A 23350-nucleotide genomic window follows, 5' to 3' on the forward strand; every position below is an offset into this window, starting at 1 on the left:
AGCCCGGGGGATTGCGCAGGGTTCCGCAGGGTTCCGCAAAGAACGAGTCAAATGCGGTGCGAGGTGGGCCGCAACAGCTGTGCCGGACAACTCCGCCGAAAGGATGACGGCGGGAGTCGTGCCGGGAGCGTAACCGCGTGCGTCCCGGCGCGTTGTTCCCCGTGACGGCCGTGGCGGGGAAGACCCCCGAGCCCCCACCACGGCCGCTGAAGCCCTTACGCCAGTCCGGCCAGCTCCAGCGCCTGGACGCCCGCCCGCAGCGAGGCCAGGCGCTCGTCGAGCGTGAAGCCGGCGGGGGCGAGGGTCAGGGTGGTGACGCCCGCGGCCGCGTAGGCCTTCATCCGGTCCGCGATCCGCTCGACGGACCCCAGCAGCGTCGTGCCGTCGATCAGGTCGTGCGGGACGGCGGCCGCGGCGCCCTGCTTGTCGCCGGAGAGGTACTTGTCCTGGACCTCGGCCGCCGCCTCCTCGTAGCCCATGCGCTGCGCGAGCTGGTTGTAGAAGTTCTGCTTGCGGCTGCCCATGCCGCCGACGTAGAGGGCGGTGTAGGGGCGGAAGGTGTCGGCGAGCCGCTCGACGTCCTTGTCGTCGCCGACCGCCAGCGGCAGCGTGGGGCAGACGTCGAAACCGTCCAGCGTCCTGCCGGCCTTCTCGCGCCCGGCGCGCAGGTGCTTGATCGCGGTGTCCTCGAGGTGGTCGGCGGACGGGAAGATCAGCAGGGCGCCGTCGGCGATCTCGCCGGTCTGCTCCAGGTTCTTCGGACCGATCGCCGCGATGTACAGCGGGATGTGCTCGCGCTGCGGGTGCACGGTCAGCTTGATCGGCTTGCCCGGACCGCCCGGCAGCGGCAGCGTCCAGTGCTCGCCCTCGTACGACAGCCGCTCCCGGGTCATCGCCTTGCGGACGATCTCGACGTACTCGCGGGTGCGGGACAGCGGCTTGTCGAACTTCACGCCGTACCAGCCTTCGGAGACCTGCGGGCCGGAGACGCCGAGGCCGAGGCGGAAGCGGCCGCCGGAGAGGGAGTCGAGGGTGGCCGCGGTCATCGCGGTCATCGCCGGCTGGCGCGCCGGGATCTGGAAGATGGCGGAGCCGACGTCGATCCGCTCGGTCTGGGCGGCGACCCAGGTGAGCACGGTGGCGGCGTCCGAGCCGTAGGCCTCGGCGGCCCAGCACACCGCGTACCCGAGCCGGTCGGCCTCCTGGGCGACGGCGAGGTTGTCCGCGTCCATTCCGGCGCCCCAGTAGCCGAGGTTGATCCCGAGCTGCATGGCCGATTCCCCTTACTGATCAGTAACGACGCTGTTCCGGAGACCCTAGCGCGGGGGCGGCCGCCGGGGTGGTGGGTGTGGCGAGGGTCGCGCGGGCCGACGGGCCCGCGGCCTGCGCGGAACGGGGCCGCGGCGACCGGATTTTCGGTTGTCCACAGGCAACCCACGGCCCAGTTCCGGCCAGTAATCTCGGCGTTCATGGAGCAGAGGCATCTCGGCCGCACCGGCCTGCGCGTGTCCCGCATCGGGCTCGGCACCCTGACCTGGGGGCGCGACACCGACGAGCACGACGCCGCGGACCTCTTGAAGACGTTCTGGGAGGCGGGCGGCACCCTCGTCGACACGGCCGACGTGTACGGCGACGGGGAGGCCGAGTACCTGCTGGGACGGCTGATGGAGGGCCTGGTGCCGCGCCGGGACCTGATCATCTCCACGAAGGCGGGCAGCGTGCCCGACCCGGACCGCCGCTCCGACGGCTCCCGGGGCCATCTCCTGGCCGCCCTCGACGCCTCCCTCGCCCGCCTCGGCACGGACCACGTCGACGTCTGGCACGTCCACGCCTTCGACCCGGACACCCCGCTGGAGGAGACCCTCCAGGCCCTGGACATCGCGGTCGCCAGCGGCCGCGCCCGCTACGCCGGGGTCTCCAACTTCTGCGGCTGGCAGCTCGCCAAGGCCGCCACCTGGCAGCTCGCCGCGCCGGGCACCCGCACCCGGCTGGCCGCCACGCAGATGGAGTACTCGCTGCTCCAGCGGGGCGTGGAGCGCGAGGTGCTGCCGGCCGCGTTGGACCTGGGCGTCGGACTGCTGCCGTCGTCGCCGCTGGGCCGGGGCGTCCTCACCGGCAAGTACCGGGGCGACGCCATGCCCCCCGACTCGCGCGGCGCCTCCGGACACTTCTCGCCCTTCGTCGAGCCGTACCTCGACGACACCGCGAGCCGCATCGTGGACGCCGTGACGACGGCGGCGGACGGGCTCGCGGTGACCCCGCTGCAGGTGGCCCTGGCCTGGGTCCGCGACCGGCCCGGCGTGACCGCGCCGATCGTCGGCACGCGCACGGCGCAGCAGCTCACGGCGGCATTGTCAGTGGAGGCCCTTAGTCTTCCTGACGAGATCTGCCGGGCGCTCGACGACGTGTCGGCGCCGGTGCACCGCTATCCCGATCACGACTGGAGCACGCTGTGAGCACGGAGCCGGAACCCGCCGAGACCACGGAGGACACCGGGCCCGGGACACCGGACGACGCCGCGCCGGCCGAGGGCGCCCCGGAGCCGGCGGTGGCTCCCGGACCGCAGGGCGAGGGCTCCGGCACCGACGCCGGCGAGGGGGACGCGGCGCCCGGGCTCTCCGAGGCGCAGGCCGAGCTCGCCGCGCAGAAGCGGGAGCGGGAGCGGATCGAGCGGCGCAAGGCCGAACGGAAGGCGCCCATCGACAGCGGCGGCAAGCTCAGCGGGACGGCCGCCGACCTGCTCGCGGCCGTCCGGGCGGTGGAAGGCGGCCGGAAGCCCGCGGCCACCGTGTTCGCCGAGCCGGAGCCCGCCCCCCGCCGCCCCGCCCCGGAGCCCGTACGGCGCCCGCGACCGGAGGCCGCCGAGCCCGTCGCCGCTCCGGGGACCGTCGAGGCCGTACGGCGCGTCCTGACCGGCGCGGGCGCACCCGAGGCGCTGGCGCCGCAGGCCGCCGCCGTCCTCGGGGAGGGCGCCGAGCAGCTGCTGACCGAGGACCCCTGGCAGTTGCTGCGCGTCCCCGGCGTCCGGCCCGAGCAGGCGGACGGCTTCGCGCGGGCGCTGCTGGGCGCCGGCTGCGCCCCGGACGACGAGCGCCGCGGCCGCGCGGTGACGGTGTGGCTGCTGGAGCAGGCGGCCCTGGCCGGGCACACCGCCCTGGAGCTGCCGGCCCTGACGGCCGCACTGGACCGGCGGGGCGTGTCGGACCCGGACGCGGCCGTGCAGAGCGCCCTCGCCGAGGGTGAGGCGCTCGCCTTCCAGGACGCCCTGGAGGAGCCGGGCGCCGCCCCCGCCCGGCAGGAGGCCGCGGACGACGAGGACGCCGAGGACGACGAGGAGTCCCGCCCGGTCCGGGTCCTGGTCGGTCTGGAGCGGTACGCGCTCGCCGAGGAGAGCCTCGCCGACGGCCTGGCCCGGATCGTCGGCTCTCTCTCCAAGGAGTCCTCCGCCGCGTGGGAGCGGATGCCCGCGTCCGGCGGCGCGGCCGAGCTGGTCCGCGCGGTCGCCGGGCACGGACTGGTGCTGCACACCGGCGGGGAGGCCTCCCTCGCGGAACCGGCCGCCCTGGTCGCCGCGGCCCGCTCGGTGGGCCTGCGCGCCGTGCCGGCCTGCCACACACCGGACGGCCGGGACCGGCTGGCCCGGCTGCTGGGCGGGACGGCGGAGGCCGGCGCCGTCACCGTCGCCGGGCTCCTCTCCGGCGCCGAGGGCCCCGGCCGGGACGCGGACGGGGCGTTCGCCCTGGACCTGCTGGTCCTTTCGGACGCGCCCCGGCTCGACGTGGAGACCGCCGCGATGGTCGTCGAGTCGCTGCCGGACGGCGCGCGGCTGGTGCTCTGCGGTGACCCCGCCGTGCTGTGGTCGGCCGGCCCGGGCCGGGTCTTCGCCGATCTGCTCGCGGCCCGGGTCTTCCCGACCGTCGCCTCGCGCGTCCCCGACCCCGGTCCGCTGGGGGAGCTGGTCTCCGGGATCGGCGTCGGCGAGCTGAACCAGGTCGAGGCACCCGGCAAGGAGATCGTGATCGTCCCGGTGCGGGACGCGGGCGAGGCCGTGCACCGGACGGTGCAGCTGGTCGCCGACTCGGTGCCGCGTGCCTTCGGCCTCGAGCCCGGCCGGACGGTGGTGATCACCCCGGGGCACGGCGGGGCGGCCGGCACCCGCGCGCTGAACGCCGCGCTGAAGGAACGGCTCAACCCCGGCCCCGGCCGCTTCGGCGGTTTCGACCCCGGTGACCTGGTCGCCCACTCCCCCGCGCCGGGCCGAACGGTGCAGGGCCGGGTGGAGCGGGCCGACGCGGAGGGCCTGCACGTGGTGTGCGCGGACGGCCCCGTGGTCGTGCCGAAGGAGCGGGTGGAGCAGTCGTTGCGGCACGGATGGGCGCTGACCGCGCACCAGGCCGTGGGCAGCCGGTGGCCGGCGGCGGTCGTGGTGCTGCCGGGCGACGCCGCCCAGGCCCTCACGCGTCCCTGGGTCTACACGGCGTTCAGCCGGGCGGAGCGCCACCTGTCCGTGGTCCACGGCGTCGAGCAGGCGCTGCCGAGAGCGGTCGCCGAGGTCCTGCCGAAGCCCCGCACCACCCGGCTGCCGGTCCTGCTGCGCACCCAGGTGCCGGCGGCGGGCTGACGGGCGCCGGACGCGGACGGCGGCGGTGGCGGAGGGGGGCCCTCCGCCACCGCCGCCGTCCGGCGGGGCGGGCCCGGGTCACCGATCGACGCGGTCCGTGTCCAGCGGCTCCAGGTCCTCGTCCTCCCCGTCCTCCAGGTCGGCGTCGAGATCCTCGTCGGCCGTGTCGTCCAGGTCCGCCGTGTCGTCGAGGTCGTCCGTGTCGTCGAGGTCGTCGAACACCGAGCTCACGTCGAAGCGGCAGACCACCCGCTGCGGATCGAGCTGCTCGAAGGGCGCCTCCAGCCACTCGCCCGGTTCGGCCTGTTCTTCGGCGGCCAGGACCCACAGCGTGGAGTCGCCCTCCTCCAGGCCGAACTCCTTGTGCCGGGAGGCGATCTCGTCCGGTTCGAACTCGCCGAACAGCAGGCCCAGCGCCCCGTGGACCGTGCCGGAGGCCTGGGTGTCCGCGCCGGCGGCGCCGTCGTACTCCGCCGCCTCGACCCTCTCGGCCTGCGCCAGCAGCCGCTGCGGCTCGGCCACGGCGTAGTCGCGGCGGATCAGCACGCTCAGGGCGTTCGGCTCCTCGGGACCCGCGTACGGCGGCAGGGAGTCCTCCGCGCCGGGGATCTCGAAGGGGGTGACCTCGTCGTAGCGGTCGTAGAGCAGTTCGTCGTAGACCTCGGCGGCCGCGGCCAGCTCGTTGAACGCCTCGTAGACGGCCGGGTCGTCGTCCCCCGTCCTGCGTTCGACCGCGGCCAGGTGGCGGTCGAGCGCGGTCTTGACCGCCTCGGCGGCGGCGCGTACCTCGGCAGCGGTGGGCTGCGCAGCATCAGACATAGTGCAGACGCTATCCGTACCGGGCCCCAGCCCGCACAATAGATGCGATGCCGGAATACGAATTTGTCGACGTGTACGTACCGCGCGGGGTTTCCCGCAAGGAGGCGACGCGTCTGCTGACCGACCATGCCGAGTACGGACACTGGGAGTTGCACCGCCTCAGCCTGATGCGCGACGGCAGCCGCAGGGTGCGGCTGCGCCGGCGGATCATCCGCCAGGTGCGGGCCACCTGGTGAACTGAGAACCGACGGAAACGGAGCGGGCCCCGCGGCGGCGGGGCCCGCTCCGTCAGGTGCGGCGCCGAAGGCGTGGGGGTCTCACGCCGAGGCGCGCGCCTTGCGGTAGAGCACCGCGCCGGCGAGCAGCGCGCCCGCTCCGGCCGGCAGGGCGAGGCCCAGCGGCAGCTCGCTGCCGGTCGCCGCGAGCTGCGCGGTGCGGGCCGGCTGCCGGGCGGAGACGTGGCCGGCCGGGGTGACGCGTTCCGGGGTGGAGGGCGCGCCCTCGGGTCCGGAGGGGCTCGACGGGACGGACTCGGTCGGCCGGCCGGGACCGTGGTCGCCCGGGTTGTCCGGGTGGTCCGGCTTTCCGGGGGTGTCCTGGTCGTCGCCGGGAGGCGTGCCGTAGCCGTCGTCGGGAGGCGTGCCGTGGTCGCGGCCCGGACCGTCGTCGTTGACGCAGTCGTTGCCCTTCGAGGGGTTGAACAGGCCGGCGCCGTCGACGCTGTTGCCGCACACGTTCACCGGCACGTGCACCGGCGCCTGGACGTGGTTGCCGGAGGCGACGCCGGGCGAGCCGGCGGTGTGACCGCCCGCGTGTGCGCCGCCGGAGCCGCCGTGCGCCCCGGAGCCGCCGTGCGCGCCCGAGCCGCCCTGGCCGCCGCCCCCGTAGCCGCCGTCGTTCTTCCCCGCGCTCCGGTTGGTGCAGGAGTTGCCCACGGCCGGGTTGAGGATGCCGACGACGTCGACCGTGTTGCCGCACACGTTCACCGGCACGTCCACCGGTACCTGCACGGTGTTGCCGGACAGGACGCCGGGCGAGTGGGAGGCGGCCCCGTTCGCCGCCGAGTCGGCGTGGGCGTAGCCGCCGGCCGCGGCGATCACCCCGGTCGCCGCCGCCACGGTCATGAGTCCCTTGCGGGTGACCTGTCGCATGTACTGGATCCCTGCTTTCGCTTTCGTCCCGGATCGCTCGCGTCATTTCCGTCGCGCTTTTCCCGTCCGGGCTCTTCGACTTCTTCGGCTTTTCCTTCGGCTTCCGCACGAAGTGACGTGAAAAGACCGGTCGGCCCCGGAGCGCATGGCGCGCGCTCCGGGGCCGACGGCGTGGACGACCCCTCAGCGGGTCGGCGTCACTTGTTGATGCAGACGTTGCCGAAGGCGGGGTTCAGCAGCCCGATCACCGAGATCGTGTTGCCGCAGACGTTCACCGGGACGTGCACGGGCACCTGGACCACGTTGCCGGAGAGGACACCCGGGGAGTGCACGGCGGCACCCTGGGCACCAGAGTCGGCGGCGGCCACGCCCGCACCCGCGAGAACCAGCCCACCCGTGGCAACCGCAGCAGCGACGACCTTCTTGATCATTATTCCTCCTTGTTGGCAAAAAGCGATCCCAATGAGCGGATCACATCACCAGTAACGAGGAGCAATTAATGAGGCTACGCGTTTATCGTCGCATTCACCCTTCTCAGTTTCCGCCGCACGCGCAGGCGAATAACGGAGTGTCGTTTCAGCAGGGCAATTCGGGACACATCCGCGCCCCGAAGAGGACGTCAGGACGCGTCGATGAAGCGGTCGAGCACCCGCACGCCGAACCGGAGCCCGTCCACCGGCACCCGCTCGTCGACGCCGTGGAACATCCCGGCGAAGTCCAGCTCCGGCGGCAGCTTCAGCGGGGCGAAGCCGAAGCCGCGGATCCCGAGGTCGTCGAAGGACTTGGCGTCCGTCCCGCCGGAGAGCATGTACGGGACGGCCTTGGCGATCGGGTCCTCGGCGAGCAGCGCCGCCTGCATGGCCTCCACCAGCCCCCCGTCGAAGGAGGTCTCCACGGCCTTGTCGGAGTGCACGTCCTCGCGCCGCACCTTCGGGCCGAGGATCCGGTCGAGGTCGGCGAGGAACTCCTCCTCGTACCCCGGCAGGAAACGCCCGTCGACGTGGGCGGTGGCCTCGCCCGGGATGACGTTGACCTTGTAGCCGGCGCCGAGCTGGGTCGGGTTGGCGGTGTTGCTCAGGGTCGCGCCGATCAGCTTGGCGATGCCCCCGAGCCGGGCGAGCGTCGACTCCATGTCCTCGGGGTCCAGCTCGGTGCCGAGGGCGTCGCCGAGTTCGTCGAGGAAGGCCCGGGTGGTCTTGGTCACCCGCACCGGGAACGTGTGGCGGCCGAGCCGGGCGACGGCCTCGGACAGCTCGGTGATCGCGTTGTCCCGGTGGATCATCGAGCCGTGCCCGGCGGTGCCGGCGACGGTCAGCTTCATCCAGTGCATGCCCTTCTCGGCCGTCTGGATCAGGTAGAGCCGCCGCCGCTCGTTCACCGTGAAGGAGAACCCGCCCACCTCGCTGATCGCCTCGGTGACGCCCTCGAAGAGATCCGGGTGGTGGTCGACCAGGTGGCGGGCGCCGTAGGTGCCGCCCGCCTCCTCGTCGGCGAGGAACGCGAGCACGATGTCGCGCGGCGGCCTGCGTCCGCTGCGCAGCCGGTCGCGGACGACCGCGAGGGTCATCGCGTCCATGTCCTTCATGTCGACGGCGCCCCGCCCCCACACGCACCCGTCGGCGATCTCGCCGGAGAAGGGGTCGTGGGTCCAGTCGGTCGCGTTGGCCGGCACGACGTCGAGGTGGCCGTGGATGAGCAGCGCGGGCCGGGACGGGTCCTCGCCCTCGATGCGGGCCACGGTGGAGGCGCGGCCCGGATGCGACTCGAAGATCTTCGGCTCGAGCCCCACCTCGGCGAGCTTCCCGGCGACCCACTCGGCCGCCTTGCGCTCGCCCGGGCCCGAGTGGTCGCCGTAGTTGCTGGTGTCGAACCGGATCAGCTCGCGGCAGAGGTCCACGACCTCGTCCTCGCCGGTGACGCCCCTGGCCGTGTCGTCCGTCGCGCTCACGCTGGTTCCTCCCGCTGTCACTGCTGCTGGTCCCCTCATCCTCTCCCCGCCCGCCGTCCCCGCCCAAGAGCGGTCCCGGCCCGTCACACGCCGTTCACGCCTCGGGCGGCGCCCGGCCGGCCGGCCGTGATCGGGCACCCTCGAAAGCCTGGTAATGTTTACGACGTCGCCGCGAGGGAAACCCCGCACGACAGACACCTTGTCCGGGTGGCGGAATGGCAGACGCGCTAGCTTGAGGTGCTAGTGCCCTTTATCGGGCGTGGGGGTTCAAGTCCCCCCTCGGACACAGAGATGAGCGAGGGCCGCGACCACTGGTCGCGGCCCTCGCTCGTCGGCGTGGCCCCTCTCTCGCGGCCCGGAAGATCGCGCAGGTCACCGCCTACGGCTCCCTCCCCCGCGCGTCCCCGAACGGCCTCCCCGGATCACCGACACACCGGTCGGATCCTGGCGTCGTACTGGAATTTCCGGCTCGTCACGGAGCCGGCCCGGACAACCCCGGGCGGACCTGCGGGCCCGCCGGCGCCGCGGAGACTTCCGGGATCGAGACGCGAGGACCGAGGGCAGCCCTCCACGAGAGCGGTGCTCTCGGCCTGCTCGACGAAGAAGTCCGCGGACGACCCGGTGACGAGGCACGCTTCTCCGGTGGACCCGCCGCGTCCCCCCGCGCCCTTGTCGACATCCTCGACGCGTCCGTGCGGTCGTACCCGGACGGACTCGCCCCGGACGACCGGCACGGTTCGCTCCGGAGCCGTTGGACGACCTGTTCGACGCCTGGCTGTACGGCACGGCGCTGCCCCCGCTGCCGGCGCAGGAAGCCCGGGGGGCGCAGGGCCCGCGTCGGCGTTCGGCGCTGTTCGGCGGATCGTCCCCGGACAGCCTCCTGACCTCGTCTTCCCTGTTCGGCGTCGGACTGCTTCGGCATGTCGCCGGGATGCCGTGCGCCCTGGTGAAAGTGGTGCGGCCGGTCGGTGGCGACCGGTTCGCAGCAATGGTCCTGGAGTTCGGGAGGGCGTCGTGAAGAAGTTCGTGAGCTTGCGCAGCGCGGTCGTCATGGGGGCCGCCGTCACGGCCGGATCGGTGGCGGGCGGTGTCGTGGAGACGCTGGGCGGGCAGGCCGGCGTGGGGCCGGTCGTGACCGCGGCGGTGACCCTGTGGTTCGCGGAGAAGCTGGACCGGCTCATCGCGGACGAAGGCGGTGAGGGCTGAGCGGCCCGGAGCGCCGTGGCGCCGGCCGGGCGGCGTCCGTCAGGGATGCCGCCCCTGGCCGTGCGGCCGGAGGTCCGTGTCGTGGTCGCGGAAGGAGAACGACGCACGCAGGTACTCGGAGTCGGCGGGTGACAGCATGTCGCGGGCGGCGGGGCCCAGTTCGTCGAGCAGCCATCCTCCGTACCGGTCGCTCCAGGCCCGCGCGTCCAGCGCGACGGCCAGTTTCAGCAGCCATACGAGCGGCCGGTCGCGACCGTCTCCCGGTGCGGCGTCACGGAGTGTGCGGAAGACCGCGCTCAGCACCAGCTCCGCGTTGCCGAGCCGGGGCACCGCCCCGTACTGGGGACCGAGGTCCAGAAGACTCGCGAAGAGCTCGCCCGGACCGTCGCGGTGAGCGCGGGTCAGCAGACGGCAGACGCACACGAGGAGCGCGACACGTGTCGCGTTCTCCAGCCGCCCCGCGTCCTTTGCCGCACGGAACAGTGTGTTCACCGCGTCCAGGACGAAGTCGACCGGCAGGGACTCGCTCTCACCGGCGAGCCTGCCGCTGATCACACCGATGAAGCGGACACTGCCCGCTCCGCGGTACGCGCCGCACAGGTCCAGACACGTCCTGTAGCGATGCAGCAGTTCCTCGTGCGGTTCCCGGGGACACAGGAGGAGGGCGATCAGCGCGTGCGCCGCGGAGACGCGGCGCCCGAGACGGTCGCACACGAAGACGCTCGTGAAGTCCTCGAGCTCCTCGAAAACAGGGAGGGCCGGTTCCAGCAGGAACTCGGTGTCCGGGTCGTGCAGCGGCCGTGAGCGCCGCAGTGCCTCGCTGCCGGCGGCGGGACGGATCCGGAGTCCGGCCGGACCGGGCAGGTGCCACGACAGGTTCCCGGCCGCGGGCGGGGCGTCGTGGTGGTTCAGGGTCACGGCGACGTCCCGCACCGGGTGGGAGAGGGGCACGGTCCCCACCGCCAGGGTGAAGGCGTCCCAGGAACTCTGCGTGAACTGGGACTTCCAGAGCATCGCGTGGGTGCGCCAGGACTCCGCCGGGTCGGCTCCCTCGGCTGCCAGAGTCGCGAAACGGACGATGTCGTCGCGGGCCAGGGCGAGCAGCAGCAGGTTCGCGCTGTGGCAGGCATGGCGGTAGGTGACCGTGACCGGTCCCGTGGTGTACGCCGTGTCGCCGTCGGCGGGAAGGCCGTGCAGCGCCCGGCGGAAGAGGACGGCGACCGGTGCGGTGGCGGGCAGCAGGTCGCGGAGGTTCTCGATGATCTGGGCCCGGTCGGTCAGGGGGGCGAAGGACAGCAGGGCGAACAGCAGGCCTTCGTACGTCCCCCGGTCCGGGCAGTGCCGCAGCGTGCGGGCGATCTTGCGAGCGACCAGGTGCTCGCCGAAGGTGGCGTGCAGGAACTCGTACCAGCGCCGGTCGGCTCCGTTCCCGTAGGTGGCTCGGGCCTCGTGGATGAAGAAGAACCTGCCGAACACCAGACGGGCCACGGCGGTGGACGCCGCCCGGTTGGGGGCCCGCAGGTGACGGAGGTCGTGGTCGGCCTCCTCGGCGCTGACGCCCTGGCGCCCCCGGTTGAACATGGCGCAGGCGATCACCGAGAGGAGGTCGAGTTCCTCCTCGACCTTCTCCTCCAACTCCTCGGGGCGCAGTCTGGGCGCCAGCTTCCTGATCTGACGGCGAACGAACAGTCCGAGGAGCCGTTCGTACAGGGTGACCCGGCTCATGGGCTGTGCGTCGTCGGGCCCCGTGTCGTGTTCCACCGTGTAGTAGAGCGCGAGCATGAGCAGCAGGAGGGGCTGGGGAGCCAGTTCGGGGTGGAGGGTGCCGAGGTCGGGACGGAGCGGGCGGTTCACGCGTCGGTTGGTCGCGTTCCACGCGTCCGTCCAGTGGGTGATGCGGACGTCGTCGAACGGCTCCAGCCGGATCATCACGGTTCCGTCGGGGATCCGGGCCTGGTCGGCGACCACGGTCCGGCTGGTGACGACGACGACCACCGGGCGGCCGTTGTCGGCGGACGTCTGTTGGAAGGCCGCGATGTCCTCCAGATAGGACCAGTGGCTGGCGGCTCCCGCCTGCAGCAGTTCGTCGAAGCCGTCGAAGATCAGGACGGGCAGTGCGTCGGCGCTCGACTCGGTGACGGCCCACCAGGTGAGGTCCTTCTGGGTGGCCTGCTGCAGGGCCTGGGCGATCTGGTCGGCGATCTCCGCGTCGGCCGTCACGTTGCGCAGCTCGACACGGATGGGGAGGTAGTCGGTCGGCGGCAGGCGGGCGGCCAGCAGGCGGGTGAGCAGTGACTTGCCCGTGCCGGGGTCGCCGAGGACCAGGAGCGGGCGGTCGACGGTGGGGAAGCCGGTGAGGTGGCCGGCCAGGAATCCCTGGATCTCCTCGCGCAGGGGGCGTGTGTTCCACCAGGAGTCGATGTGGGGGGTGCTGTCGGCGCTGTGGACGGCGGTCCGGAAGGCAGGGTTGACGTATCCATGGGCGAGCTGCGGGATGCGGGGCCCCGGCGAGGCGTCGCCGGCCTCCCCCACCGGTGAGATGGGCCGGGCCAGTTCCCGACGGTAGACACCCGACAGACGGCCGGGCCACTCGCTCGGCGTGGTGTCGCGCGCGAGGGCACCCAACAGCGTCTCCACTCCGCCGAGTCCGCTCTTGCGGCCGTCCAGGCGGCGGTAGAGCGTCTCGAGGCGGTCGCGGGCCGGGCCCGGCGGGCAGGTGCGCAGCGCCTCCGCCGCGCGGGGGCCGTCCTGCAGGCTTGCCCAGACGTACGCTTCGGGGCACTCGGCGGCCAGTTCGAGCAGCCGCTCCTGGTAGACGATGGCGGACTCCCGCCGCACGTGCCGTGGCGGCGTCGTGCCCGTCACCTGCTCGGCGAACTCGGCGTAGTGCTCCTCGGCCCGCGTCCGGTGGTCCGTGTAGGGGGCGTCCGCCACGGGCAGGGGGGCGGCGGCGAAGGTTCCGTCGCCGAGGCTGTCCTGGAAGAACGCGGCCAGCTCGACCTCCCACCGCGCCGTGGCGTTCAGTTCCAGGCTCAGCTCCAGGACGGGGCCCCTGACGCCGCCTTCCACGATGACGACCGTATGGGCGGCGTGCAGGAGCCGTACCCGGTGACGGTGACAGGACCGCCGCACCCTGGCGCCGAGGCCGGACAACAACCGGCCGGTGATGTCGGTGAACTGGTCGCGGAAGGCGACGAGATCCCCCTCCGCCCGCAGCACCCCTCCGACCATCACCTGAACCTCGTTGCGCACGTCCCGGTTCCCGTCGGCGAGCACACGGACGGCGCCGAGAAGACTGCTCGGCTCCCATTCGTCGTCCCCCGTCCACGCGTACGCGTCGAAGCGGCCGCGGTCCTGCGCCTGCCGGCACGCGGCGCACCCGGGAGGTTCCGCGGCGGGCTCTCGGGGCTCGTCGGCGCGCGCCGGTGGCGCGGCGTGGGCGAGCTCGCTCTCCAGTTCCTCGTGGCGCCTCCGCCAGTAGGCGAGCGGTCCGCCGCAAGCGGACACGATGGTCCGCACCACGTCCCAGTCGGGGGCCTTCGCCCGACGCCCGTTCAGGAGTTCGGAAAGGGACGAGGCGCTCATGCGGAGGCGGTCGCACAGTTCTCGTCGGCTGACGCCGCTTCTGTCGACCTCAGCCTTCAGCGGTCGCCAGAAGGCGGCCACCGGGTCGCCGGACACGTGGTGCTCCCCCTCGTCGTGCTGCTCGTCCCTGCGACGGAGCATAGGGGCGCGGGCAGCGGCAGGGGTCGCCGTCTGCACAATGGTCACCATGTCCCGACGCACCGCCCAGCCCGCACGGCCCGCCTCCTGTCCCTGCGGACTGCCCGCGGCCTACGACGCGTGCTGCGGCCGGTACCACTCCGGCGCCCTCGCCGCGCCCACCGCCGAGGCGCTGATGCGGTCGCGGTACAGCGCCTTCGTGAAGGGCGACGCGTCGTATCTGCTGCGGACCTGGCACCCGCGGACCCGGCCCGGGCGGCTGGACCTCGATCCCGGGACGCGGTGGACCGGGCTGGAGATCCTCGGCACGGTCGACGGGTCCGCTTTCCACACCACCGGGGTCGTGGAGTTCCGGGCCTCCTACCGGGGCGGTGCGCTGCGGGAGCGGAGCCGGTTCGAGCGGGTGGACGGGGCCTGGGTGTACGTCGACGGGGAGTTCCCGGAGCAGTAGCGGGTCACCGGGGCCGGGTCACGGCGCCAGGATGTCGAGTTCCTGGAGCGCGCCCACCGTGATCTGCCGGGTCAGCTCCTCCGCGCGGTCCGCGTCGCCCTCGCGGACCGCCTCCGCGACCCGGACGTGCAGGGTGACGGCCGCCGGGTCGGGGTCCTCGAACATGACCTCGTGGTGGGTGCGGCCGGTGAGGACCTCCGCGACGACGTCGCCGAGGCGGGCGAACATCTCGTTGCCGGAGGCCGTGAGGATCACGCGGTGGAAGGCGACGTCGTGCACCAGGTAACCCGCCAGCTGGTGGCCGCGTGAGTGGGCCACCATGCCCAGCGCGCGCTCCGTCAGCTCCGCGCACTGCTCCGCCGTGGCGTGCCGTGCCGCCAGGCGCGCCGCGGCCGGCTCGATCGCCGAGCGCAGGACGGTGAGCGAACGCAGCTGGTGGGGGCGGTCGGCGCCGGCCAGGCGCCAGCGGATGACCTGCGGGTCGTAGACGTTCCACTCGGTCTTCGCGCGCACCGTCACGCCCACCCGGCGGCGGGACTCGACGAGGTGCATGGACTCCAGCACGCGGACCGCCTCGCGCATGACGGAACGGGAGACGTCGAAGCGCTGGGCCAGTTCGTCGGTGCGCAGGACACTGCCCGGCGGATACTCGCCGGCGGTGATCGCGGGGCCGAGGGCGTCCAGTACACGGCCGTGCAGACCTCGGCCCGGTGTGGTCATGCACTCAGCGTACGGGGTGTCTCACGGGATCAAAAAGTCAGACTTATATGTCACAGACTCTTGAATTAGTCGTACCTAATAGGTTTCAGTGTCGTCGACATCAGGTGTCGACGAAGACAGCGAGGCAGAGATGCGTACCCCCCACGTCGTCGTGGTGATGGGCGTCGCCGGCACGGGCAAGACCACCATCGGTCCGCTGCTCGCCGCCCGGCTGGGCGTCCCCTACGCCGAGGGCGACGACTTCCACCCGCAGGCCAACATCGACAAGATGTCGGCCGGCGTCCCGCTCGACGACGACGACAGGTGGCCGTGGCTGGACGCCATCGGCGCCTGGGCCGACGGGCGGGCCGGGCTGGGCGGGGTGGTCAGCTGCTCCGCGCTGAAGCGGTCGTACCGGGACCGGCTGCGGGCCGCCGCGCCGGACGTGGTCTTCGTGCACCTGGCGGGCGACCGCGCGCTCATCGAGGACCGGATGTCGCACCGGCAGGGGCACTTCATGCCGACGGCGCTGCTCGACTCCCAGTTCGCCACGCTCCAGCCGCTCGGGGCGGACGAGGCCGGAGTCGTCGTGGACGTCTCGGGCGGCCCCGAGGACATCACCCGGCGGGCGGTGTCCGCCCTGGCGGCGCTTCCCGGGCCGGCCGCCTGAGCGCCCGACCTCTGATCTCACCCTTCCCTCCCCCTCCCCCGTACCTGTAAAGGGACCCCCGTGACCAGACTCAGCGTCGAGATGCTGGCAGCGGACACCGTCGAGCCCATCACCTCGGCCGGCCACGCCCAGCTGGGCATCGCCGTGCTGGCGGGCATCGCCGTCATCGTCCTGCTCATCACCAAGTTCAAGCTCCACGCCTTCCTGGCGCTGACCATCGGCTCGCTCGCGCTGGGCGCGTTCGCCGGGGCGCCGCTGGACAAGGCCATCACCAGCTTCACCACCGGCCTCGGCTCCACGGTCGCCGGTGTGGGCGTGCTGATCGCGCTCGGCGCGATCCTCGGCAAGCTGCTCGCCGACTCCGGCGGCGCCGACCAGATCGTCGACACCATCCTCGCCAAGGCGGGCGGCCGTTCGATGCCGTGGGCGATGGTGCTGATCGCCTCCGTGATCGGTCTGCCGCTATTCTTCGAGGTCGGCGTCGTGCTGCTGATCCCGGTCGTGCTGATGGTCGCCAAGCGCGGCAACTACTCGCTCATGCGCATCGGCATCCCGGCGCTCGCCGGCCTGTCCGTGATGCACGGGCTCGTCCCGCCGCACCCGGGTCCCCTCGTCGCGATCGACGCCGTCCAGGCCAACCTCGGCGTCACGCTGGCGCTGGGCGTCCTGGTGGCCATACCGACGGTGGTCATCGCCGGTCCGGTGTTCTCACGGTTCGCCGCCCGCTGGGTGGACGTGCCCGCCCCGGAGCGGATGATCCCCCAGCGGCCCTCGGAGGAGCTGGAGCGGCGTCCCGGCTTCGGCGCGACGCTGGCGACCATCCTGCTGCCGGTCGTGCTGATGCTGGCCAAGGCGCTGGTCGACATCGTCGTGGACGACTCCGAGAACACCGTGCAGCGCGTCTTCGACGTCGTCGGCTCCCCGCTGATCGCCCTGCTCGCCGCGGTGATCGTCGGCTTCTTCACGCTGGGCAGGCCCGCCGGGTTCTCCAAGGAGCGGCTCTCGCAGCTGGTCGAGAAGGGTCTCGCGCCCATCGCGGGCATCCTGCTGATCGTCGGCGCCGGCGGCGGCTTCAAGCAGACGCTGATCGACTCCGGCGTCGGCCGGATGGTCCTGGAGATCTCCGAGGACTGGTCGATCCCGGCGCTGCTGCTGGCCTGGCTGATCGCGGTGGTGATCCGGCTGGCGACCGGTTCCGCGACGGTGGCGACGGTGTCGGCGGCCGGTCTGGTCGCGCCCCTCGCGGCCGACATGTCGACGACCCACGCGTCCCTGCTGGTGCTGGCCATCGGCGCCGGCTCGGTCTTCTTCAGCCATGTCAACGACGCCGGATTCTGGCTGGTGAAGGAGTACTTCGGCCTGAGCGTCGGCCAGACCGTCAAGACCTGGTCCGTCATGGAGACGATCATCTCGGTCGTCGCCGGCGGCCTGGTCCTGCTCCTCTCGCTGGTCGTCTAGGAGCACGGCGACGGTTCCTCCCCGGCTCAGCGCCCGGGGCCGTACGGCGCCGGTCACCGCTCCGGCCGGCCCGGACGGGCGGCCGTCGAGGCCCAGCGGCGTTCCTGCGAGGTGCCGCTGGGCCTCGACGGCTCCCGAGCACCGGTGCGGACCCCTCACCGACGGCCGTGCCCGGCGGGCTTCCGGGAGCCGGTGGGGCGGCCTCATCATGAGGAGGTCGACGACGGGGGGCGTCATGGGCTTGTCGCTGGGCACGCGTGTCTCCGCCCTGCTGGTCGCGGGCGCCGTGGCGATCGCGGTGGCGGCCGTGTCCGAGGGCGACGGGCGGGCCGGGGTCCCGCCGCGCGCCGGTGGGGACACCGGCGCGCCGGGCGGGGACCGCGGGGGTCCGGCCGAGGCGGAGGGGCGCGCACCGGGAAGCCCCACGCCGGCCGCGAGCGCGCCGGGGTCCGCGGAGCCGGACGAGGCCGTGACCTCGGGGCCGACCGGGCCGAGCGGGCCGACCGGCCCGACCGGTGACGGCGGTCCCGCGCCGGGTGCGAGCACCCCCGGTCCGGTGGCGGCCCTCGCCTGGCTGCCGCCCGGCCCCGCCTCCCCGGACGCCGACCACCGGACCGATCCCGCGGGCGTGTACGACCTGCTGCGGGCGCCCGGCCGGTGCGCGGGCGCCCTCCGCGCGGTCCCCGGCGCTCCGGCCGGGGACGACTGGAGGGTGCTGCGGGGGCTGGCGCACGCCTGTCTGGCCGTGCAGGGGCGGGGCGGCAGCTGGAAGACGGCCGAACGGGACCACGCGGCGCTCACCGGCACCCTGAACACCTGCAAGGGCTCCGCCGCCCAGCGCGTCCTGGCCGGACTGATCGCGTTCCACCGGGCCCGCCCCTCCGCCACCGCCCGGCTGACGAGCACCCCGGCGACCACGACACCCGCCTGTTCCTACGGCATCGCCTCGGTCGACGCGGGCGCCGACGGGGAGGCGCGGCCGGGTGAGACCGTCCGCGTCGCGCTGCGCGGCCTCCCCTACGACCCCGCCGAGCTGCCGCGGCACGGGACGGTGCTCGTCGGCGGCCAGCGGGTGGCGGTGACACCGGTCGCCGCGGGAGCGGGGGCCGGGCAGGGACCGGGGTCCGGTTCGGGGCAGGGGTCGGGGTCGAGGGCGGGGCAGGGTTCGGGCGCCGGACCGGGGGCGGAACCGGATGCCGGACCGGGGGCCGGGGCAGGGACCGGATCGGGGGCAGGGGCGCGGGGCGACGGGCTGGTGCTGACGGCCGTGGTCCCCGTCCTCGACGGCGGACACCCACGGGTCGTCGACGTCGTCGTGCGCTACGGGACGACCGAGGTGACGAAGAAGGCGGCGTTCCGCGTGGTGGGTCCCGAGGGGGGCGGCCCTGCCGGCTCCCCGGGACCGGGCTCCCCGGGGCCGCCCGGCTCCCCGCACTCCCCCGGCGCCCCGCCGGCGGGCGGCGTCCCGGGGCCTCCCCCTTCCCCCTGAGCCCCGCCGTGCCGCCCGTCACCCGTCACCCGTCATCCGCGCCAGAGCGGATGCTCCCGTCGCGCCCACTCCCGGCTCACCGACCCCGTCCGCATCCCGCGCCGCGCCTCCGGGTCGCCGAGGGCCATGCCGATGTGACCGGCGAGAACGACGCCGACGGTCAGGGCCAGCCAGTCGTGGACGAAGGTCGCACTGGTGCGCCACACGACCGGCGTGAGGCGGGTGAACCACATCAGCAGCCCCGTGCCGAGCATCACCAGCGTGGCGCCGGCGATCCAGGCCGCGTAGAGCTTCTGGCCCGCGTTGAACTTCCCGGCCGGGCGGGACTCCCGCCGCCGGTCACGGCGCAGGGCGGCGCGCAGCCAGCGGCGGTCGTGCGGGCCGAAGCGGTCGAGCCGGCCGAGGTCGGCGCGGAAGGCGCGGGAGGCGAGGCCCGCCAGGACGGGCGCGGGCAGGGCGAGGCCGGCCCACTCGTGGACGCGGACCACCAGCTCGCGCCGGCCCACGAGCTGGGCGAGCTGGGGGACGTAGAGGAAGGCCGCCGTCACCACGCAGACGCCCATGAGCAGGGCCGTCGTGCGGTGCACCAGGCGTTCGGCCCGGCTGAAGCGGCGGACCGCGGCGGCCGGCGGGGCCTCAGCTCGTAGGCTCATCGTCCCGTCCGTTCGAGCGGCCCACCCAGGCGTCCACGTCGTAGCCGCGTTCCTCCCAGTAGCCGGGGCGCACCCGCTCGGTGACGGTGATGCCGGAGAGCCACTTGGCGGACTTGTAGAAGTACATGGGGGCCGCGTAGAGGCGGACGGGACCGCCGTGGTCGTGGCCCAGGTCCTCGTCCCGCATGCGCAGCGCGACCAGGACGTCCGCCCGGCGGGCCTGGGCGAGGGTGAGGCTCTCGGTGTAGGTGCCGTCGAAGCAGGTGAAGCGGACCGCGCCGGCCTGCGGGCGGACACCGGCCGCGTCGAGCAGCACGGACAGGCGCACGCCCTCGAACGGGGTGGCGGGCACCCGCCAGCCGGTGACGCACTGCACGTCCCTGACCAGGCGGGTCCGGGGCAGGGCCCGGAGGTCGGCGAGGGTGTAGGTGGCGGGACGGTCGACGAGCCCGTCGACGGTGAGGCGGTAGGTCCTGGCGTTCTTGCGGGGGACGGAGGAGGCCACCGAGTAGTAGCGGAAGCCGCCGCCGTTGGGGAGCAGTCCGGTGAGGCCGGTGGGGTCCTTGTCGGCGGCGCGGCCGAGGAGGTCCTCCAGGCCGCGCTGGAGGGTGGGCGCGGCGACGACGCCGAGGGCGCCCAGGCCGAGGGTGCCGAGGAAGACGCGGCGGCCGACGGGGGTGCCGCGCTCCTCGGGCTGTTCGGAGGTCACGGCTCCATTCGAGCACCCGGAGGCCGGCGGGGCCAGGGATCCGGGGCGGCCGTCAGGATTCCGTCACACCGTGTCCCGCGTCTCCCGGGGGCCCGTCCTCGTCGCCTTGTCCGGGATGCTCAGCGGGAGCGCCCCGGTTCGAGGCCGAGCGCGCCGTCGCGGGCCGCGCGGAACGCGGCGTACGGGTCGCGGTCCGGGTACGACCAGGGCGCCGGGGTGGCGTGCTCGCCGATGCGCTGGAACAGGGCGGCCGCCTCGGCGGGCCGGCCCTCGCAGACCTTGGCGTGGGCCAGGTGGTTCAGGTCGACCAGACGGCGCGGGTGGTCGTCGTGCTCCCACTCCAGCCACCAGTCGAAAGCGGCCTTCATCACGTCCCCGGCCCGGTGGTCGCGCCAGTGCGCGGCGGTGGTCGGGTCGGCGGGGGCCAGTCCGCGGACGGCGAGGGCCCGGTAGCGCTCGGCGTGCGCGACGATCGGGAGGATGACGAGCGGGGAGTCCGCGGGGGCCTGCTCCGCGGCCCAGGCGGCGAACTCGTAGACCTCGTGCAGCGGGTCCGGGCCGGCGGCGGCGCGGCGCTCGGCGAGCAGGGCGACCATCAGGTGGTGGGCGTGGTGGTGGTCGCGGTGCCGGGCGCGGATCTCCTCGAAGATCCGGACGGCGTCGGCGGAGCCGTCCCGCTCCAGCATCAGCAGGCCGAGCCAGGGGGTGGGGTCGGCGGGCGCGAGCGCGGCGGCGTGCCGGCAGGCGGCGCGGGCGCGGGCCGGGTCCTCCTTGTCGCGCAGGGCGCGCCGGACGTGGGCCAGGGCGAGGAGGACGGTCGCGTCGACGGATCCGGGTGCGGCGAGCAGCCACTCGCGGGCCCAGGCGGCGGCGTACGGTTCCAGGGCCAGCACGGCGACGCGGTGGCCGCGGCGGTCCCAGTCGTCGCCGGTGCGGGCGAGCAGGGAGCGGGCGGCCTGCCAGCGGCCCTGTGCCAGCGCGGCGCGGGCGGCGGCGAGCTCGGTGTCGTCCAGGGCCGCGCCGGGGTCCGCGTCGGGCGGGCGGGGGACGCGCTCGCGGTCTCGGCCGAGGGGGAGCGGGGATGGGGGCACCGCGGGACTTCCTCATCCTCCTCGGTACGGGTGTGACATCGGCCCGCGATCGGCCGATCACCCACAGCAAATCCCCAGCCGGGTCGACCGTCAAGGGCCGGGGTCACATGACAGGTGTCAACTTCCCCTGTCCACCGAGGACTTGGCCGTACAGCCCCCTGGTGGGGCCGGGTGTGCGGCACACCGGTGTGGCGTACGCCATGGCGCGGCCCGGGCGGGTCGCGGAGCATGGCCGTACGGTCGCCGCCGTGCGCCCGGCCCGCGCGCCGGTCCGCCGGGCGCCGCGACCGCGTCAGGCGCCCGGTTCCGGGTACTCCTCCGGAGGCCGGATCCCGGGCACTCCCAGGGCTTCGAGGGCGTTGGGGCGCTATCGTCGGCCATTGACGCCTCTCCGTGGCCCGACCCGATGATCGAGGTACGCAGCGTGTCGGTTCTGGTTCTGGTTCTCGCCGTGAGTGCCGCCTGTTGCCTGGGTTTCGGTTTCGTCCTCCAGCAGGACGCGGCGCAGAAGGCGCCCCTGAGCGACTTCCTCTCGCCCCGGCTGCTGCTCGACCTGATGCGGGTGCCGCGCTGGCTGGGGGGCATCGGGCTGATGGCGGCGGGCATGGCGCTGGGCGCGATCGCGTTGGGGAAGGGCGAGATCTCGCTGGTGGAACCGCTGCTGGCGACGAACCTCCTGTTCGCGCTCGCCCTCTCCCGCCACCGGAGCAAGCAGGCCCTGGGCCGTCAGGGCTGGGCGGGCCTGCTCCTGCTCGCGGGCGGGGTGACCGCGTTCATCGTGGCGGGCGAGCCGCGCGGGGGCGACGCGATCACCGATCCGCTGCGGCACTGGCTGATCATCGGCGTGATGGCCGGACTGGCCCTGCTGCTCACGGCGTACGCCAAGCGCACCCGGCTGTACGCGGCCCCGGTCCTGCTCTCCCTCGCGGCCGGCCTCCTCTACGGCATCCAGGACGCGCTGACCCGGGTCAGCGGGGAGCGGTTCTCCCGGGGCGGCATCGCCGAGGTGCTGACCGGGTGGCAGCCGTACGCCGTGCTGGCGCTCGGGGTGACCGGCCTGGTGCTGGTGCAGAGCGCGTTCGAGACGGCGCCGCTGCGGATGTCGCTGCCCGCGCTGACCGCGGCCCAGCCGCTCGCCGGGATCATCTGCGGGGTCGGCTTCCTCGGCGACCGGCTGCGCACCGACACCGGCGCGCTGGCCTGGGAGGCGGCGGGTCTCGCGGCGATCGTCGTGGGCATCGTGCTGCTCGGGCTGCACCCGGCGATGCCGCAGGGCACGGCGGCGCGCGAGCGGGCACGGGACCTCCAGACCCAGTGAGGTCCGGGCGCGGTGACGCGCGCCGTGCGGGTGCTGCTTGGATGGACGCATGAGCGCTGCTGACGAGATCCTCGACATCGTCGACGAGCACGACCGGGTCGTCGGACGGTCCCCCCGGGGCGAGGCCTACGCCGCCGGCCTGCGCCACCGCTGCGTCTTCGTCCAGGCGAGGGACGCGGACGGACGGATCTTCGTCCACCGGCGCACCCCGACGAAGCTGGTCTTCCCCTCCCTGCACGACATGTTCGTCGGCGGGGTGGTCGGCGCGGGCGAGGCCTACGACGACGCCGCCCTGCGCGAGGCCGAGGAGGAGCTCGGCGTGAGCGGGCTGCCCCGCCCGGAGTTCCGCTTCAAGTTCCTCTACGACGACGGCGCCGGCCGGAGCTGGTGGTCGGCCGTGTACGAGGTGCGCTGCGAGCTGCCCGTGCGCCCTCAGGCGGAGGAGGTCGCCTGGTACGGCTTCCTGTCCGAGGAGGAGGTCGAACGGCGTCTGACCGACTGGGCGTGGGTGCCGGACGGGCTGGCGGCCCACGAGCGGCTCAGGGCCCACCGGGAGCGGGCGCGGGACCGGGCGCCGGCCGGCCCGGCGGGCGGCGCCGGCGACGTCCCCCCGGCGGGGGCGGGGTAGGGTCTCGCGCGTGATCGAGTTCGTGCGGAACGTCCGGCTGTGGTTCGTGCCGGAGGCGGTGCGGCAGGAGGGACGGACGCCCGACTACCGGTTCTCGCTGGCCAACGAGCGCACGTTCCTGGCCTGGCTGCGGACCGCGCTCGCGCTGATCGGCGGGGGGTTCGCGGTGGACCAGTTCCTGCCGGACCTGCGCTGGGGCTGGCGGGTCGGACTCGCGCTCGCGCTGCTGGCGGCGGGCGTGCTGTGCTCCCTGCGCGCCGTGAACCACTGGGTGCGGTGCGAGCGGGCGATGCGGCGGGGCGAGGACCTGCCGGCGTCCCGGTTCCCCGCGCTGCTCGGTCTGACCGTCGCGGTGGTGGCCGTCGCGATGGTCGTCGTGGTGCTGCTCGGGTGGGACGGGTGAGCGGCGAACGCGACCCCGGGCTGCAGCCCGAGCGGACCCGGCTCGCCTGGCGGCGTACGACGCTGTCGGGCACCGTCGCCGCCGTGCTCGCCGTGAGGACCGCGCTGCACGGCGGAGCGTCGCCCGCCGGGGTCCTCGTGTGCGCGCTGTGCTGCGCCCTGTGGCTGGGCTTCCTCCTCCTGGCCCACCACCGCATCCGCGCCCTCGCCGCGACGCCCGTCCCCCCGCCCCTCACCCCCCGCCGCGCCGCCGCGGCGGCGCTGTGCACGGTGGCGACGGCGGTGTGCGCGGCGGCGCTGGTCGTCGTCTAGGG

23 protein-coding genes and 1 tRNA gene are annotated in these 23350 nt (G+C 74.1%); 14 read left to right on the forward strand and 10 right to left on the reverse strand.

The window, feature by feature from the left end; translation table 11 throughout:
- Nucleotides 1-215 precede the first annotated feature (215 nt).
- Nucleotides 216-1271 (reverse strand): LLM class F420-dependent oxidoreductase, encoded by a 1056-nt coding sequence (locus ACH4F6_RS19210; protein ID WP_397961396.1) that lies wholly within the window; start codon nt 1269-1271, stop codon nt 216-218.
- A 198-nt stretch (nt 1272-1469) separates the two neighbouring features.
- On the opposite strand from ACH4F6_RS19210, the gene ACH4F6_RS19215 reads away from it, so the two are divergent.
- Both ACH4F6_RS19215 and ACH4F6_RS19220 read left to right on the forward strand, forming a co-directional pair.
- Nucleotides 1470-2456 carry an aldo/keto reductase gene (locus tag ACH4F6_RS19215; protein WP_397961397.1) on the forward strand — a complete coding sequence of 329 codons (987 nt, stop codon included), beginning with the start codon at nt 1470-1472 and terminating at the stop codon, nt 2454-2456.
- Nucleotides 2453-4621 (forward strand): helix-hairpin-helix domain-containing protein, encoded by a 2169-nt coding sequence (locus ACH4F6_RS19220; RefSeq protein ID WP_397961398.1) that lies wholly within the window; start codon nt 2453-2455, stop codon nt 4619-4621. The genes ACH4F6_RS19215 and ACH4F6_RS19220 overlap by 4 nt, the downstream gene beginning before the upstream one ends.
- Nucleotides 4622-4699: 78 nt before the next feature.
- Here ACH4F6_RS19220 and ACH4F6_RS19225 read toward each other — a convergent pair whose 3' ends face one another.
- On the reverse strand, nt 4700-5440 hold the full coding sequence (locus ACH4F6_RS19225) for a hypothetical protein (RefSeq protein WP_397961400.1): 741 nt from the start codon (nt 5438-5440) through the stop codon (nt 4700-4702).
- A gap of 47 nt (nt 5441-5487) precedes the next feature.
- Here ACH4F6_RS19225 and ACH4F6_RS19230 point away from each other — a divergent pair, with 47 nt between their 5' ends.
- Complete coding sequence (locus ACH4F6_RS19230; RefSeq protein ID WP_040896034.1) at nt 5488-5676, forward strand: DUF5703 family protein; 189 nt, start codon at nt 5488-5490, stop codon at nt 5674-5676.
- 81 nt (nt 5677-5757) lie between these two features.
- Here the strand turns inward: ACH4F6_RS19230 and ACH4F6_RS19235 are convergent, their stop codons facing one another.
- The 3 genes from ACH4F6_RS19235 to ACH4F6_RS19245 all read right to left on the reverse strand — a co-directional run bounded on the left by ACH4F6_RS19235 (nt 5758) and on the right by ACH4F6_RS19245 (nt 8578).
- On the reverse strand, nt 5758-6591 hold the full coding sequence (locus tag ACH4F6_RS19235; RefSeq protein WP_397961401.1) for a chaplin family protein: 834 nt from the start codon (nt 6589-6591) through the stop codon (nt 5758-5760).
- A 197-nt stretch (nt 6592-6788) separates the two neighbouring features.
- Nucleotides 6789-7022 (reverse strand): chaplin ChpH, encoded by a 234-nt coding sequence (gene chpH, locus ACH4F6_RS19240; protein WP_397961402.1) that lies wholly within the window; start codon nt 7020-7022, stop codon nt 6789-6791.
- A 188-nt stretch (nt 7023-7210) separates the two neighbouring features.
- Nucleotides 7211-8578, reverse strand: coding sequence for a M20/M25/M40 family metallo-hydrolase (locus tag ACH4F6_RS19245; RefSeq protein ID WP_397961403.1), 1368 nt, complete (start codon nt 8576-8578; stop codon nt 7211-7213).
- 162 nt (nt 8579-8740) lie between these two features.
- Between ACH4F6_RS19245 and ACH4F6_RS19250 the strand changes: the two genes are divergently transcribed.
- The 3 genes from ACH4F6_RS19250 (at nt 8741) to ACH4F6_RS19260 (ending at nt 9745) form a co-directional block, all read left to right on the forward strand.
- Nucleotides 8741-8825: transfer RNA gene (locus ACH4F6_RS19250), tRNA-Leu, on the forward strand.
- Nucleotides 8826-9290: 465 nt separating this feature from the next.
- Nucleotides 9291-9557 carry a hypothetical protein gene (locus tag ACH4F6_RS19255; protein ID WP_397961404.1) on the forward strand — a complete coding sequence of 89 codons (267 nt, stop codon included), beginning with the start codon at nt 9291-9293 and terminating at the stop codon, nt 9555-9557.
- Nucleotides 9554-9745, forward strand: coding sequence for a hypothetical protein (locus tag ACH4F6_RS19260; protein WP_397961405.1), 192 nt, complete (start codon nt 9554-9556; stop codon nt 9743-9745). Before ACH4F6_RS19255 ends, ACH4F6_RS19260 begins: the two co-directional genes overlap by 4 nt.
- A 39-nt stretch (nt 9746-9784) precedes the next feature.
- Here ACH4F6_RS19260 and ACH4F6_RS19265 read toward each other — a convergent pair whose 3' ends face one another.
- Nucleotides 9785-13471 carry an AAA family ATPase gene (locus tag ACH4F6_RS19265; protein ID WP_397961406.1) on the reverse strand — a complete coding sequence of 1229 codons (3687 nt, stop codon included), beginning with the start codon at nt 13469-13471 and terminating at the stop codon, nt 9785-9787.
- 37 nt (nt 13472-13508) lie between these two features.
- Between ACH4F6_RS19265 and ACH4F6_RS19270 the strand changes: the two genes are divergently transcribed.
- A complete protein-coding gene (locus ACH4F6_RS19270) occupies nt 13509-13919 on the forward strand; it encodes a YchJ family protein (RefSeq protein ID WP_397961407.1) in 411 nt (136 codons plus the stop codon).
- Nucleotides 13920-13937: 18 nt separating this feature from the next.
- Here the strand turns inward: ACH4F6_RS19270 and ACH4F6_RS19275 are convergent, their stop codons facing one another.
- On the reverse strand, nt 13938-14639 hold the full coding sequence (locus ACH4F6_RS19275) for a FadR/GntR family transcriptional regulator (RefSeq protein ID WP_397961408.1): 702 nt from the start codon (nt 14637-14639) through the stop codon (nt 13938-13940).
- 130 nt (nt 14640-14769) lie between these two features.
- Here ACH4F6_RS19275 and ACH4F6_RS19280 point away from each other — a divergent pair, with 130 nt between their 5' ends.
- From ACH4F6_RS19280 to ACH4F6_RS19290, 3 genes are all read left to right on the forward strand, one after another.
- Nucleotides 14770-15288: a gluconokinase gene (locus ACH4F6_RS19280; RefSeq protein WP_397961409.1), complete on the forward strand. Its 519-nt coding sequence runs from the start codon at nt 14770-14772 to the stop codon at nt 15286-15288.
- Between the two features lie 60 nt (nt 15289-15348).
- Nucleotides 15349-16746 (forward strand): GntP family permease, encoded by a 1398-nt coding sequence (locus tag ACH4F6_RS19285; RefSeq protein WP_397961410.1) that lies wholly within the window; start codon nt 15349-15351, stop codon nt 16744-16746.
- Nucleotides 16747-16981: 235 nt separating this feature from the next.
- Nucleotides 16982-18235, forward strand: a complete 1254-nt coding sequence (locus ACH4F6_RS19290; RefSeq protein WP_397961411.1) for a hypothetical protein — start codon at nt 16982-16984, stop codon at nt 18233-18235.
- 32 nt (nt 18236-18267) lie between these two features.
- Here the strand turns inward: ACH4F6_RS19290 and ACH4F6_RS19295 are convergent, their stop codons facing one another.
- The 3 genes from ACH4F6_RS19295 to ACH4F6_RS19305 form a co-directional block, all read right to left on the reverse strand.
- Nucleotides 18268-18888, reverse strand: a complete 621-nt coding sequence (locus tag ACH4F6_RS19295) for a cytochrome b/b6 domain-containing protein (RefSeq protein WP_397961412.1) — start codon at nt 18886-18888, stop codon at nt 18268-18270.
- On the reverse strand, nt 18872-19597 hold the full coding sequence (locus tag ACH4F6_RS19300; protein WP_397961413.1) for a molybdopterin-dependent oxidoreductase: 726 nt from the start codon (nt 19595-19597) through the stop codon (nt 18872-18874). The genes ACH4F6_RS19295 and ACH4F6_RS19300 overlap by 17 nt, the downstream gene beginning before the upstream one ends.
- 119 nt (nt 19598-19716) lie before the next feature.
- A complete protein-coding gene (locus tag ACH4F6_RS19305; protein WP_397961414.1) occupies nt 19717-20688 on the reverse strand; it encodes a hypothetical protein in 972 nt (323 codons plus the stop codon).
- Nucleotides 20689-21112: 424 nt separating this feature from the next.
- Between ACH4F6_RS19305 and ACH4F6_RS19310 the strand changes: the two genes are divergently transcribed.
- Genes ACH4F6_RS19310 through ACH4F6_RS19325 form a run of 4 tightly spaced genes read left to right on the forward strand, consistent with a single transcriptional unit; the run spans nt 21113 to nt 23348 of the window.
- Nucleotides 21113-22006 (forward strand): DMT family transporter, encoded by an 894-nt coding sequence (locus ACH4F6_RS19310; protein WP_397961415.1) that lies wholly within the window; start codon nt 21113-21115, stop codon nt 22004-22006.
- A gap of 49 nt (nt 22007-22055) precedes the next feature.
- Complete coding sequence (locus tag ACH4F6_RS19315; protein ID WP_397961416.1) at nt 22056-22634, forward strand: NUDIX hydrolase; 579 nt, start codon at nt 22056-22058, stop codon at nt 22632-22634.
- Between the two features lie 10 nt (nt 22635-22644).
- A complete protein-coding gene (locus ACH4F6_RS19320; RefSeq protein ID WP_397961417.1) occupies nt 22645-23037 on the forward strand; it encodes a YidH family protein in 393 nt (130 codons plus the stop codon).
- Nucleotides 23034-23348 (forward strand): DUF202 domain-containing protein, encoded by a 315-nt coding sequence (locus ACH4F6_RS19325; RefSeq protein ID WP_397961418.1) that lies wholly within the window; start codon nt 23034-23036, stop codon nt 23346-23348. The genes ACH4F6_RS19320 and ACH4F6_RS19325 overlap by 4 nt, the downstream gene beginning before the upstream one ends.
- The last annotated feature ends 2 nt before the right edge of the window (nt 23349-23350 follow it).

The sequence above is a fragment of the Streptomyces sp. NPDC017936 genome (genome assembly GCF_044328485.1).
Lineage (GTDB): Bacteria > Actinomycetota > Actinomycetes > Streptomycetales > Streptomycetaceae > Streptomyces.

Excerpts from the sequence above, each read along its gene's own strand:
- ACH4F6_RS19315 (WP_397961416.1), top strand. The coding sequence starts at position 22,056 with ATGAGCGCTGCTGACGAGATCCTCGACATCGTCGACGAGCACGACCGG.
- chpH (WP_397961402.1), bottom strand. The coding sequence starts at position 7,022 with ATGATCAAGAAGGTCGTCGCTGCTGCGGTTGCCACGGGTGGGCTGGTT.
- ACH4F6_RS19280 (WP_397961409.1), top strand. The coding sequence starts at position 14,770 with ATGCGTACCCCCCACGTCGTCGTGGTGATGGGCGTCGCCGGCACGGGC.
- ACH4F6_RS19230 (WP_040896034.1), top strand. The coding sequence starts at position 5,488 with ATGCCGGAATACGAATTTGTCGACGTGTACGTACCGCGCGGGGTTTCC.
- ACH4F6_RS19290 (WP_397961411.1), top strand. The coding sequence starts at position 16,982 with ATGGGCTTGTCGCTGGGCACGCGTGTCTCCGCCCTGCTGGTCGCGGGC.
- ACH4F6_RS19210 (WP_397961396.1), bottom strand. The coding sequence starts at position 1,271 with ATGCAGCTCGGGATCAACCTCGGCTACTGGGGCGCCGGAATGGACGCG.
- ACH4F6_RS19245 (WP_397961403.1), bottom strand. The coding sequence starts at position 8,578 with ATGAGGGGACCAGCAGCAGTGACAGCGGGAGGAACCAGCGTGAGCGCG.
- ACH4F6_RS19295 (WP_397961412.1), bottom strand. The coding sequence starts at position 18,888 with ATGAGCCTACGAGCTGAGGCCCCGCCGGCCGCCGCGGTCCGCCGCTTC.
- ACH4F6_RS19215 (WP_397961397.1), top strand. The coding sequence starts at position 1,470 with ATGGAGCAGAGGCATCTCGGCCGCACCGGCCTGCGCGTGTCCCGCATC.
- ACH4F6_RS19275 (WP_397961408.1), bottom strand. The coding sequence starts at position 14,639 with ATGACCACACCGGGCCGAGGTCTGCACGGCCGTGTACTGGACGCCCTC.
- ACH4F6_RS19225 (WP_397961400.1), bottom strand. The coding sequence starts at position 5,440 with ATGTCTGATGCTGCGCAGCCCACCGCTGCCGAGGTACGCGCCGCCGCC.
- ACH4F6_RS19265 (WP_397961406.1), bottom strand. The coding sequence starts at position 13,471 with ATGCTCCGTCGCAGGGACGAGCAGCACGACGAGGGGGAGCACCACGTG.
- ACH4F6_RS19235 (WP_397961401.1), bottom strand. The coding sequence starts at position 6,591 with ATGCGACAGGTCACCCGCAAGGGACTCATGACCGTGGCGGCGGCGACC.
- ACH4F6_RS19270 (WP_397961407.1), top strand. The coding sequence starts at position 13,509 with ATGGTCACCATGTCCCGACGCACCGCCCAGCCCGCACGGCCCGCCTCC.